Genomic DNA, 12,407 nt, shown 5'->3' with positions numbered 1-12,407 from the left:
GGTTAGGCGACTGCGTCCGCCGTAGCTCAACGAGCGAAGGCGGAAAGCCCTAACCCGCCATCTTTCCGCACAACGAGTAGCGGCGGGTTACGCTGACGCTAACCCGCCCTACGATTCCGTTCCGAACAACGGCCATTGACGTAGCTGGCTTCGCTTCGGCAAGATCGATCGGATGCATCAAGCTCACCCTGAACGGATGAGGATGGCCCAGCCCGACGAGCTCTCCGCCTATATGGTGTTCGGTCGCAGCGATTGGGCGGCCTTGCGCGCCAGCACGTCGCTGACGCTGTCGGACGCCGATCTCGCGGCGCTGCGCGGCTTGAACGAGCCGATCAATGCTGCCGAAGTCGCCGACGTCTACCTGCCGCTAACCCGCCTCTTGAACCTGCATTTCGCGGCGGCGCGCAACCTCGCGCGGGTCAAGGCGGAGTTCCTCGGCCGGCCGGCGCGCCGTTCGCCCTACATCGTCGCGCTGGCCGGCAGCGTGGGCGTCGGTAAGAGCACCTTTGCCCGCGTGCTGTGCGCGCTGCTGGCGCGATGGGCCGATCATCCGCGAGTCGAGCTGGTGACCACCGACGGCTTCCTGCATGCCAACGCCGTGCTGGAAGAACGCGGTCTGATGCGGCGCAAGGGCTTTCCCGAGAGCTACGACCTGCCGCGCATGCTGCGGTTTCTCGCTGCCGTCAAGGCGGGCGAACGCGAGCTCGAGCTGCCGGTCTACTCGCATCTGATCGGCGATATCGTGCCGTCGGAACGTCAGGTGATCCGGCAGCCGGACATCCTGGTGTTCGAGGGCCTCAACGTGCTGCTGGCGCGCGGCACCGCGCCGGTGGTGGTGTCGGATTTCTTCGACTTCTCGATCTACCTCGATGCCGATGAGGCCGACATCCAGACCTGGTATGTCGAGCGCTTCCTCAGGCTGCAGCCGACCGCGTTCCGAAATCCCGCTTCCTATTTCCACCACTACAGGGACCTGCCGCCCGGCGACGCGCGGGAGGTTGCGGAGCGGCTGTGGCGCGAGCATCACCGCGCCAATCTGCGCGAGAACATCCACCCGACGCGGACCCGGGCCGACGTCGTGCTGCGCAAGCGCGCCGACCATTCGATCGGGGAGGTCTGGTTGCGGGAGACGTAGCAGCATAGCGGCGTAGGGCGGGTTAGGCGAAGCCGTAACCCGCCGTCTTTCGGCGCAACGAGCTGCGGCGGGTTACGCTTCGCTAACCCGCCCTACGGCAGCGACGCTTACCGCAACTCCTTCCCCAACTGCGCGAACACCGTCTCGCAGGTCATCAAATCCAGATGTCCGCCGCCGGCGTTCTTGAAGAAGGTGATGTCGTCGGCTGAGAGCCGGCCTTTGACCGCACCGCTCGCGAGGTCGTAATGGTCGCCGAGCACGTCGCTCTCCTTGATGGCGCCGCTCTTGATCGGCTGCAGGATGTCGCCGACGCCGTCGAAGGCGGATTCGCGGCGGTCAACGAACACGCGTGAACGGCGCGCCGCCTCGTCGTCGGATTCCCGGGTCTCCGGGGTAAAGCCGCCGACCAGGTCGAGATGGGTGCCGGGCCGCAAATTGGCGCCCTTGACCAGCGGCTCGCGCGAACGGGTGCAGGTGGTGATGATGTCGGCCTCGCGAGTTGCGGCGTCGAGGTCGGTGACAACATCGGCGGCGATGCCGTCGGCCTCCAGCAGCGTCGCCAGCTCTTGCGCGCGCTCCACGGTCCGGTTCCAGATCCGCACCCGCTTCAGCTGCGGCCGCACCGTGCGGTGCCCGCGCACCAGCCAGTGCGCCATCTCGCCGGCGCCGACAACCAGCAGCGTCTCGGCATCGGGCCGGGCGAGATGTTTGGCCCCCAGCGCGGAATCCGCGGCGGTCTTCCAATGGGTGATCTCGGCGGCGTCCATCACCGCGAGCGGCCGCCCGTCATCGCCGTCGAACAGCACGCAGACCGCCTGCACGGCCGGCAGCTTGCCATGCGCAAGGTTGCCCGGAAAGCTGGTGTACAGCTTGGTCATCATGAAGCGGCCGGCATCGACCGCGCTGCGGGTGACCAGCTGCTGGCCCTTGTCGTCGCCGAGATAGCCGTCGCGTACCGCGATCTTCGGCCGCCGGTGCGCGGCCTCGATCGCCTCGATCAGGATCGGAAAGGTCAGGACGCGGTTGACCTCGTTGTCGTCGACAATATGCACGTGTTGCTCTCCCAGGGCGCCCCTGCGCTCCGCCCAGGCGCGACCGGCGCGCCAAAAACCGGTCCGGACTGGATAGCGCGTGGGCAAGGTTAGTCAACAAGGCCAGTCAACCGGACATGCACCGCCGCCCGTCACTTGCTATCCTGTTGACTGATTCTCTCGCAGGTCTTTGCAAGCCGTGGTTGCAGTCGTCGTCGCTATCCTGATTTTCATGCTGTTGAGCGGCGCCGCGCTTGGGACCATGGCGATCCATGCCCGGCTCAAGGACCATCATCGCAGCGACGAGACCAACACCTCGGTGCGCCTGGTCGCGACGCTGTTCGTCACCATGCCGTCGCTGCTGCTCGGCCTGATGATGAACAATGCCGCCAACACCTATGTGGCAGTCGACCGCAACCTGCATGTGTTCGCCACCGACATCATCCTGCTCGACCGCGGCCTGCGGCCGCTCGGCCCCAGCGCCGACGAGCCGCGCCGCCGGCTGCTCGCCTATGTCGAGCAGGTGCTCAAGGACGTGCCGATCTCGCGGGCGAGCGAAGTGTCCGAACATTTGCTCGACGAGGTCGGCACCAGCCTCCGCGAGCTGCGGTTCGACGACGAGCAGAAGGTCGCGCTGTGGAACGACGCAAGGTCGGTCTACCGGCAGGCGGTGCAGCAGCGCTGGACCTTCGTCGAGCAGTCCGACGGTTCGTTTCCGTCGCCGCTGATCTGCATCCTGGTCGCCTGGCTGACACTGATGTTCGTGACGCTCGGCTTCCGCGCGCCGCGCAACGCGGTGGTGATCGCGACCTACATCGCCGCCGCGGCGCTGATCTCGGCCGCGATCTACCTGATCCTTGAAATGAGCACGCCGTTCTCCGGCCCGATCCAGCTCTCCGACCGCCCGCTGGTGCGCGCCGCCGAGGAGATCAGGCGCTAGCAAGATGTAGCCCGGACGAGCGAAGCGATATCCGGGACGGTTCCCGCATGTCGCGGAGCCTGTCATCGGGCGCGCATTCGCGCGACCCGTTGGCTCATGCGGGCTACACGCCGGTATTGGCGCGCGCTTCAGGCTTTATTCCGCTTCGATCGCGAACAAGCGCGAAATTCTTTCAGCGCCGCTGGCGGAATATGGTGCGGCGTCGGGCGTCCTTACGCATGCAAGTCGTTTGCATTCGAAAAGGAGACATTATGAAGACATCGATCTCGCTCGCACTCGCCACCGCCATGTCGTTCGCACTCGCATCCGCCGCCTTTGCCGCCCCGCCGACCAAGACCGGCACCACGGCAAAGGGCTCGGTGCTGACCGACGCCAAGGGGATGACGCTCTACACCTTCGACAAGGACTCGGACGGCAAGTCGGCCTGCAACGGCCCGTGTGCGACGAACTGGCCGGTGCTGAAGGCGGAGGCCAGCGACAAGGCCGAAGGCGGCTACACCATCATCTCGCGTGACGACGGCTCCAAGCAGTGGGCCTACAAGGGCAAGCCGCTCTATACCTTCGCCAAGGACCAGAAGGCCGGCGACATCACCGGCGACGGTTTTCTCAACGGCGCCTGGCACCTCGCGCAGCCGTGAGGATTTTTGCAGGTTCGTAGGGCGGGTTAGCGCAAGCGTAACCCGCCATCTCTCCGCGCGTGAGATTTTGCGGCGGGTTACGCTATCGCTAACCCGCCCTACAATCGCGCCTACGTCCTGCTCTTCAGCGCCATGCCCATGCTGATCCAGCTGACGCCGGCGCAGATCAGATCGACGCTGAGGAAGATGCCGAGCACGTAGAGGCTCGACACCGGCCAGCGCGCCAGGATCATGACGCCGAGCACCAGCGTGATCAGGCCGGAGATCGCGACCATGCCCCACGGCGCCGCCGAGTTCATGCCGAAGGCGAGGAAGATGCGGACGATGCCGGAGACGACCAGGGCGATGCCGAGGAACAGCGTCAGCGTCGCCGCGGCGAGCAGGGGATTCTCGAAGGTGATGAAGCCCGCCACGACATAGAGCGCGCCGAGCAGCAGCCAGAACAGGAACTTGCCCCACGACTTGAACTGGAACGCGTTGACGATCTCGGCGGCGCCCGCCACGATCATCATGGCGCCGACGAACAGCACGCTGACGACGGTGGCGAACAACACGCTGCCGAACGCGAGCACGCCCGCGATCAGATAGATCACGCCGAGGGCGACGATCCAGCCCCACTTCGCGCGAAGGTTGGCAAGCCCGGATCCGAGGCTGTGAGGAGGTGTAGCGGGTGAGCTGGACGCGCTGGACATCGTATCGCTCCCGAATGCTGAACCAAAACCATGCTACCATAGGTGAAGGCGCGGACAAGGTCGGGTGCCGAGGTGGCACGAAATGCATGCTTGGTGGCACCTCCGGCGCCCGGAGACGTTGATTCAAATCAATCGATGTGTTGCCGCGCAGCATTCGTCCCGCTCGGCGGCAGCCGGTCCGCATCGGACGACGGACTGTCCGGATCGGAGAGCATATTATCCGGATCGCGCATCCACCCAAGGAGGTCGACATGCCCACCACGCACGACGCGGATCACACCTACAAAATCCTGGAACTGGTCGGATCGTCGGACAAAAGCATCGAGGCGGCGATCGAGAACGCCGTCACCCGCGCGTCGAAGACGATCCGCGAGATGAAATGGTTCGAGGTGGTGCAGACGCGCGGCCATATCGAAGATAACAAGGTCCGGCACTACCAGGTGACCTTGCGGGTCGGCTTCACGCTGGAGTAGGGCGCGTCGGGCGGTTTGCTAGTCACGCAGATCGGCGCAAGGCACGGCCCGGCGGATTCCGGGCCCGACACCTCGCCATGCGTTGGAATGACGGTGAGGTGAGCGCGCGACTCAGGCTCCCTCCCCCCTTGCGGGGGAGGGTTGGGGAGAGGGGTGGCCCCGGGCGAGATGATGATTGATGAACGCATCGTCCTCGCAAATGCGGTGCTTGTCACCTCGAAAAATACGGAGAGAGTTCGTCGTGTGGCACCCCTCTCCCTAACCCTCTCCCGCAAGGGGAGAGGGAACCCTGCCGCCGCTGCCTTCCTCACACGCCAATCACTGAGTTGCCCGACGGCGCAAGCCCCTCCGTCAAAAATATTTCGCTTTATCAGAAGTGCAACTCAGTGTAGGGTTCGCCGGTCTCACCCGATCGAGGGGCGCTTCGCGATCGTCACGAACGCGGTGTGAGATGCGGTGGACGCCGGGCGTGGCACTGACGAAAACACGCAAGGCGGACGGCGAAGTCGTGTGGTCCTGACGCCCTAGTGGCCGGTGTCTCGTCGCAGGACGCGAAGGCGTTTTGCGAAGGCGGTGACAAACAAGCCAAGTCTCGCCGGGGAGAGCACGAAATAAGTCGTAACCCATCGCGCAGGGAAAGCCGGAGTTCCCGGTTACACCTGTGGTCCTACCCCCGAGCTTTCTACCTTTGCTCGGGGCCCATGGGTGCGATCGGCACCCGGCTTTCCCTGCGCCCTCTGCTTGAGGAGGGCGGAACGAAGAGCAAGGCTCGGGCAAGTGATGTCGCGAGAACGCGAAGCTGCGTCCCCACCCACACTGTCATCGCTCGGCTTGACCGGGCGATCCAGTACGCCGCGGCCTCTCGGCTCAAACACTGGCGTCTCTGGAATACTGGATCACCTGCATGCGCGGGTGATGACACTGAGCAAGCTGTTTACCCATCACCTTCGCGACAGCGGCGCGGGCGGGGGCGGAGCGGTGGCGCCGGCGGCGAGCGAGCGCTGCACCATCACGGTGTCGGACCAGCGGCCGTAGCGGTAGGCGACACCCGGCAAGTGGCCGACGCGGACGAAGCCGAAGCGGTCGTGCAGCGCGAGCGATGCGGAATTGTCGCTGTCGATATAGCCGATCATCTGGCGAAAGCCGGCCGCGGCGCAGGTGTCGACCAATTCCTGCAGCAGCCGCCCGCCGACGCCCTTGCCGGTGAATCGATGATGCACATAGATCGAATGCTTCACCGTGTAGCGATAGGCCGGGCGTTTGCGGAACTGCACGACATAGGCGTAGCCAACCACCTCGCCGTCGCACACCGCGACCAGATGCGGCAGGCGGGTATTGCGCAGATTCTTGCGGCGGTCGCGCAGATCGTCGGGCTCGGGCGTGCCGCTATCGTCCACGCTCTCGTCGATGCCGTGGCGGATATGGTGCCGGTAGATCGACAGCATCGCGTCGACGTCGCCGTCGCGCGAGGGACGGACGGTGATCTTGTGATCATTCTCCATTGCGCACAGCGTCCGTTCGCCTATTCGGACACGACATAGGTGTAGAAGCGGACGCGGCCGGAATCATCGATCTCCTTGTAGATGCCCTGCACCTCGACCTCGAAGCCGGGGAACGCGTTGAAGCTCGCCTCGAACATCCGCAAGTAATCGATCATCGGCTTGCTGCGTTCCGACAGCCGTTCGCCGGGCACGATGGTGGCAATGCCGGGCGGATAGACCACGAACGGAGTCGCGGCGATGCGGCCGAAAATCTGGTCGATCGGCAGGTAGTCGACGTCGTTGCGGATCAGATATTGCGCCGCCTCGCGCGGCGACATCGCGATCTCGGGGAGATGTTCAGGCAGGAATTGCTTGGCCTGCAGTGTGCTGACGCCCCCGTCCCGGAAGAAACGGTGCATGTCGCCGCAGAGGTCGCGCAGCCGAACCCCGGTGTAGCGTTGGGGGCGGCGGCGGAAGAATTCGGGGATGACATCCTCGACCAGCGCGTTGTCGTCATGCAGCTTCTTGAAGGCGACGAGTCCAGAGACCAGCGTGCCGGCCTTGCTGGCCTCGACGCCGGGTGTCAGCAGGAAGAGCAGGGAGTTGAGGTCGTTCTTCTCGGCGACGATGCGGTTCTCGCGCAGATATTGCGCCACCACGGGGGCGGGGATGCCGTGGTCGGCATAGGCACCGGTGGCATGGTCAAAGCCGGGCGTCAGCAATGTGAGCTTGTTCGGGTCGGTCATGGCAAAGCCCGCCGTCAGCTCAGGGAAGCCGTGCCACGCCTCGCCAGGGTTGAGCTGCCAGTAGGACGGATTGGTCGCAAGCTGATCGGTCGAGATCGTCTCCCAGGCGACATTGTGGACGCCGTTCTCGCGCGCGACGTCCGGGATCATGACGCGATCGGGCACGAAAGGTTCGAAGAACCAGCGCCGCTCCGCGCGCGTCTCCTTCTCCTCGAACTCGCGTTTGACGGCACGGATCTTCTTGCGCAGCTCGATGCCGAGCCGGATCGTATCGTCCCACAGCACTTCGCCGGAGCGGCCCTTCATCATCTGCGCGCCGACGTCGAGCGAGGCGAAGATGGGATAGAACGGCGAGGTCGAGGCGTGCTGCATGAAGCTTTCGTTGAAGCGGCGGTGCTCGACGCGGCGCTTCTGCCCCTTGATGTGGCGGTCGCGGATGTGGATCTGCGAGGCCTGCGAGAAGCTCGCGAGCTGCTTGTGGGTCGATTGGGTGGCGATGATGCCGGGCGCCTCGGGGCCGAGATCGGACAGCCCCATCGCGAAGCGGCCGGAATAGATCGGGTGGAATTTCATGAAGCCGGCCCAGGCCTCGTCGAACAGGATGTAGTCGCAGAGATGGCCGATCCGCTTGAGGATCATCTCGGCCGAATGGATGGTGCCGTCATAGGTGCACTGCTCGACCACGGCGACGCGGAACGGGCGTTCCTTCTTCCAGGCGTTCTCGTCCTTGACCAGCGGGTGCTTGCGGATGTGGTCGCGCAAGCTCCCTTCGTCGAGCAGGTCCCAGCGCATCGGGCCGATCAGGCCCCAGGCGTTGCGCACGGTGGGCACGTAGACCGGGATGCCGCCGCCGATCAAAAGCGCGCCGTGATGCGCGGCCTTGTGGTTGTTGCGGTCGAACAGCACGAGGTCGCCGTCGGTGACCAACGATCCGAGCGCGACCTTGTTGGAGGTCGAGGTGCCGTTGAGCACGAAATAGGTCTTCTCGGCGCCGAAGATCCGCGCCGCCTCCTTCTGCGCCTTCAGCGCCGGCCCCTCATGGGTGAGCAGGTCGCCGAGGTCGAGCACGGAATTGTCGAGGTCGTCGCGGAACACGGCTTCGCCGAGATGTTCGACGAACACGCGGCCGATCGGGCTGCGGCTGTAGAACACGCCGCCATTGTGGCCCGGGCAGGTCCAGAGCTGGTTGCCTTCCTCGGCATAGTCGACCAGGGCGCCGAAGAACGGCGTCTTCAGGTTCTCGGCATACTGCTTGAGCCTGGAGATCAGGTTCTTGGCGATGAAGGGCGGGGTTTCCTCGGACAGGAACACATAGCCGTCGATGAAATCGAGCACCTCGACCGGCAGGTCCTCGAACCGCTTGCGGCGGATCAACAGGATGATCGGGAAGTCGAGGCCGCGCCGGCGCATCAGGTTGATCAGCGCTGCGGTCTTGCCTTCAAGTCCCTTCTTGCCCCAGTCGACCACCATGCAGCCGATCGCAGCATCGGTCTGCACCGCGATCTCGGCGTCTTCCAGCTTGCGGGCGCGGACCACCTCGAAGCCGGAGCGCTCGATCTCGGCGATGATCTGGTTGAAGCGGATGCCCTCGAGGTCGTCGGCCTCGAACACCGGCGCGGCGAACAGGAAGTTGAAGCGTTTGAAATAGTCCATGCGTGTCCCCGAACTGGTCCGGCTGAACCTGTCGGCACAATTCATGACAATCAGATGACAATGGGCGGGATGGCTCCGGCGCAGCGAAGAATCCGTATGTTATCCCGCCACCGGCACCAGGCCGTAGCGCAGCATCGTCTCCTTCATCTTCGCCGGATCGGGCGCGCCGCCGGCCATCAGCGCGGCCATCTCTTTGAAATATTGCGGGCCCAGCGCACCGGGGCTCAGCAGGCACAGACAGGTCGCCGGACCGTTCGAGCGGTTGGTGAAACCGTGCACGATGCCGCGCTTGATGAACACGGTCTCGCCGGGAGCGAGGTCGATGTCCTTGCCGTCGACCCGCCAGGTCGAGACGCCGGACAGGCCGTAGATCGTCTCGTCCCAGCTCTCGTGATAATGCGGGATCGGCATTCGTGCATTCGGCGCCAGCGTCATCTCGAACAGGTCGATGCTGCCGCCGGTCGTGTCCTTGCTCTCCAGGAATTTGAGCTGCAGCGCGCCAATATCGATCAGTTCGGGCATGGTGTCCTCGCGTGTGGTTCGCGGGCCACGATAGCGGATGGTGTGCGGCGAGGCGAATCGCGCTGGGCGGGCGTGTCAGTGTCTCGACGAATCCGTTGGGGCGCGCGGAAGCTAGCCGGCGAAGACATCAATCGAAATGGCACAATTCCGTAAAACCGGACACGCGGATGTCCGCGCACAAGCGGCGTGTCCGCCGCAATTGGTAGCCCGGATGAGCGGCAGCGACATGCGGGGGCGGTCCTGCCCCGCATGTCGTGGAGGCTGTCATCAGTCGCGCACTTTGCGCGACCCGTTGGCTCATGCGGGCTACACGCTGACGCGCTCAGTAGACGAGGTTCGTGCCCGGCGGCTTCTCAAGTGCCGCCGCCAGCGTGCGATACTCCTCGCAGTCGGGGCCGCAGATCTCGGCGATCCGGCTCAGGTGATATTGCGCCTGGTCGCGATTGCCCTGTTCGATCTGCCAGAGGCCGTAATAGTTCCACGTCAGCACGTGGTTCGGATCGGCCTTCAGCGCGCGCTCGTACCAGACCTGCGACTGCTTGTAGTCGCCGAGCTTGCGATAGGAGTAGCCGATCAGATTGGCAACGTTCGGATGATCGTCACGGCCGAGCGCGTGCAGCTGGTCGATCGCGGCGGCGTAGTCGTTGCGTTCGTAGATCGTCGCATAGGCCGCGCGATAGGCATCGCGGAATGCCGGATCGTCGAAGCCGGATTGCTTGGTCGGCTTCTTGACCCGGTGCGTGCTCTTCCTGCCTTTCTCCTGAGGGTAGGATGGCGCCGGAGTGTCGTAGCTCGATCCGTAGGGATTTCCGCCGCCACCTCCGCCTCCACCACCTCCACCGGCCGCGACGGCAGTCTGCGGTGGAAACAGGATGATCGGCGCTGTCAGAAATGCCGCAAGCATTGCGAGCTTCATCGGTGACTTGATCATGCACACCTCCCGATTCGACGTGGACAGTCTTTGGTCAGAAGCACTAACTCCCGATCGCGGGAGACATTCCGCTCGTTCTGAAAGATTGTCTGCGGCAGCCGATGCGGCAATCCCACTGTCGCTTCAGGACGTCGCGGCTGCACATGCGTGCTGGCCGAGTGTGTTGTTCGCACCATCGAACGGCGGAGTCGAAACTAACATCGGTGTTAGAATTGCGTCGGTCGCGCGAGGTCTGTGCGAAGGGCGAGCCAGCGTCAACGCGTGTAGCCCGAATGAGCGTAGCGATATCCGGGGTCTCTCTTCGCCGCATATCGCGGAGCCTGTGATCGGGTACGCATTCGTGCGACCCGTCGGCTCATGCGGGCGACAACCGTCGCTACTTCTGCTCCATATGCCAAGCGCCGTCCCAATCCGCGGCCGGCGGATTTTGCATGAAGCCTGCGACACGCGTCTTCATGGCGATCGACGGCCCATCGCCGGGCACTGCAGCGAGCGCCGCGGCAAAGGCGGTCTCGGCGTCATCCCAGCGCCGGTCGCGATAGGCGGCGAGACCATCCGCGTAGTGCTGCCGCAACTCGGTCTGCGCCGGCGTCAGCTCGTCCTTCTTGCCGATGATCTCGAACACTGCGACCGGCTGGCTCTGGCCCATCACGACGAGACGGTCGATCTCGCGCAGCTCGATGGTCGCGGCGCAGGCTGTGGCGGTGGCCTCCGAGATCAGGCTGCGACTGCCGTAGAACTTGTTGGCGCCTTCGAGCCGCGAGGCGAGGTTCACGGTATCGCCGAGCACCGTGTAGCTCATCATGAACTCGGAGCCGATGCTGCCGACCAGCGCCTCGCCGGTGGCGATCCCGATCCGGATGTCGCAGTCGGTCGGGATCGCGCGCACGCCGAGCAGTTCGGGCAGATCCTTGCGCAGCTGGCTGACCTGGCCGATCATGTCGATGGCGGCAAGCGCGGCCAGATGGGTCTGCTCGGCCTCCTCGACGAAGGGGGCGCCCCAATAGGCCATGATGGCGTCGCCGATATATTTGTCGATGATGCCGTGATGCGCATGGACCGGCGCGGACATCGTCGACAGATAGAGGTTCATGATCTTGACGAGGCCGCTCGGCGTCACACCTTCGCTCAGGCTGGTAAAGCCCTTCATGTCGCAGAACATCACCGTCATGACGCGGCGCTGTCCTTCGGTAGCGGCGATCGCCGGCTGTTCGAGCAGGCCCTCGGCGATCCGCGGATTGATGTAGCGGCCGAAGGTCTCGCGGATCCGCTGGTTGTGGCGCAGCGTCTCGATCATGCGGTTGAAGGCGGCCGAGAGCTGGCCGATCTCGTCCTGGGTCGTGATGGCGATGGCGCCGTCGAGGCGGCCGGCCTCGACCTCGCGGGTGCCCTCCAGCAGGCGCATCACCGGGCGCGTGATGCCGCTGCCGACCAGCATCGCGAACACGAAGCCGAGGATCGCGGCAATCGCGGTGACGACGCCGGAGATGATGATCGCCCGTTGCTGGGCGGACATCACCTTGGCCGCCGCCGAGCCGACCTGCGCCAGCATGTCGGCGCGGATGCCCTCGATCCGGCTGTTGAACTCGTCGCGCAGGGCGTCGGCGCGGAGCGTGGTCTGGCGCGCGGCCGTAAAGTCCTTGGCGTCGAGCTGCTCGAGCAGCGTCTTGTTCTCCGCATTCAGGCGCATCAGGAGGTCGTTGACGGCATTGTCGATGCGGTCATCGAGGCGCCCGAGCGCGGCATTGTCGGAGGGGGTCGAGGGATCGGCGATGATCGCATCGATCAGCACCCGCGCGGCATCGGCCTCGCGCTTGATCAGCGGCTCGATCTCGTCGAAGGTCTTGCGCGCGCTGTCGTAGCCGGTCTCTTCGCCGGGCGCCTGCATCTTCGCCATCATCATCCGGCGCATCGCCAAAGACCGCTCCAGCGCGCGGATGTTGACGCGGGCGAGATGGCCGTAGGCGGGGATGTAGCGGTTGGTGAGCTCGTCGAGGAGATGGCCGACCTGACCCGCCATCACCATCGACAGCAGCGAGGTGATCACCGCGAGGATGATGAGCCCCGTGGCGATGCCGACGATCTTCTGCCTGATCGAATTTCGAAACATGCCCGGCCCTGCCGCGGCTGCAATAGGCGGGTGTATCCCGCCGTGGCGGCGAAAC

General features: G+C 64.8%; 11 protein-coding genes. 4 read left to right on the top strand and 7 right to left on the bottom strand.

Annotated elements, in window-relative coordinates:
- Positions 1-202 precede the first annotated feature (202 nt).
- Positions 203-1,135, top strand: coding sequence for a type I pantothenate kinase (gene coaA / locus WDM24_RS26245; RefSeq protein ID WP_338690329.1), 933 nt, complete (start codon positions 203-205; stop codon positions 1,133-1,135).
- A 107-nt stretch (positions 1,136-1,242) separates the two neighbouring features.
- Here coaA and WDM24_RS26240 read toward each other — a convergent pair whose 3' ends face one another.
- Complete coding sequence (locus WDM24_RS26240) at positions 1,243-2,187, bottom strand: dehydrogenase (protein WP_338690327.1); 945 nt, start codon at positions 2,185-2,187, stop codon at positions 1,243-1,245.
- Between the two features lie 178 nt (positions 2,188-2,365).
- Here WDM24_RS26240 and WDM24_RS26235 point away from each other — a divergent pair, with 178 nt between their 5' ends.
- The gene (locus WDM24_RS26235) at positions 2,366-3,106 is read left to right on the top strand and encodes a hypothetical protein (RefSeq protein ID WP_338690325.1); all 741 of its coding nucleotides are present in this window, start codon (positions 2,366-2,368) and stop codon (positions 3,104-3,106) included.
- Positions 3,107-3,357: 251 nt separating this feature from the next.
- Entirely contained in the window at positions 3,358-3,744 is a 387-nt protein-coding gene (locus WDM24_RS26230) for a hypothetical protein (RefSeq protein WP_338690322.1), read from the top strand.
- A 110-nt stretch (positions 3,745-3,854) separates the two neighbouring features.
- Here WDM24_RS26230 and WDM24_RS26225 read toward each other — a convergent pair whose 3' ends face one another.
- Positions 3,855-4,436 carry an HdeD family acid-resistance protein gene (locus tag WDM24_RS26225; protein WP_166206548.1) on the bottom strand — a complete coding sequence of 194 codons (582 nt, stop codon included), beginning with the start codon at positions 4,434-4,436 and terminating at the stop codon, positions 3,855-3,857.
- 251 nt (positions 4,437-4,687) lie between these two features.
- Between WDM24_RS26225 and WDM24_RS26220 the strand changes: the two genes are divergently transcribed.
- Complete coding sequence (locus tag WDM24_RS26220) at positions 4,688-4,909, top strand: dodecin (protein WP_166297682.1); 222 nt, start codon at positions 4,688-4,690, stop codon at positions 4,907-4,909.
- A gap of 941 nt (positions 4,910-5,850) precedes the next feature.
- Here the strand turns inward: WDM24_RS26220 and WDM24_RS26215 are convergent.
- The 5 genes from WDM24_RS26215 to WDM24_RS26195 all read right to left on the bottom strand — a co-directional run bounded on the left by WDM24_RS26215 (position 5,851) and on the right by WDM24_RS26195 (position 12,352).
- Complete coding sequence (locus WDM24_RS26215; RefSeq protein WP_338690313.1) at positions 5,851-6,411, bottom strand: N-acetyltransferase family protein; 561 nt, start codon at positions 6,409-6,411, stop codon at positions 5,851-5,853.
- A 20-nt stretch (positions 6,412-6,431) separates the two neighbouring features.
- On the bottom strand, positions 6,432-8,789 hold the full coding sequence (locus tag WDM24_RS26210; RefSeq protein WP_338827704.1) for an Orn/Lys/Arg decarboxylase N-terminal domain-containing protein: 2,358 nt from the start codon (positions 8,787-8,789) through the stop codon (positions 6,432-6,434).
- Positions 8,790-8,888: 99 nt separating this feature from the next.
- The gene (locus WDM24_RS26205) at positions 8,889-9,311 is read right to left on the bottom strand and encodes a cupin domain-containing protein (RefSeq protein WP_338827702.1); all 423 of its coding nucleotides are present in this window, start codon (positions 9,309-9,311) and stop codon (positions 8,889-8,891) included.
- A 322-nt stretch (positions 9,312-9,633) separates the two neighbouring features.
- Complete coding sequence (locus tag WDM24_RS26200; RefSeq protein ID WP_338827700.1) at positions 9,634-10,242, bottom strand: tetratricopeptide repeat protein; 609 nt, start codon at positions 10,240-10,242, stop codon at positions 9,634-9,636.
- 376 nt (positions 10,243-10,618) lie between these two features.
- A complete protein-coding gene (locus tag WDM24_RS26195; RefSeq protein WP_338827698.1) occupies positions 10,619-12,352 on the bottom strand; it encodes an adenylate/guanylate cyclase domain-containing protein in 1,734 nt (577 codons plus the stop codon).
- Between the last annotated feature and the right edge of the window lie 55 nt (positions 12,353-12,407).

The sequence above is a fragment of the Bradyrhizobium sp. 27S5 genome (assembly GCF_037217225.1).
Taxonomy (GTDB): domain Bacteria; phylum Pseudomonadota; class Alphaproteobacteria; order Rhizobiales; family Xanthobacteraceae; genus Bradyrhizobium; species Bradyrhizobium septentrionale.
Note: the sequence above shows the minus strand (reverse complement) of the source record. Positions and strands in the feature narration are given on the sequence as shown.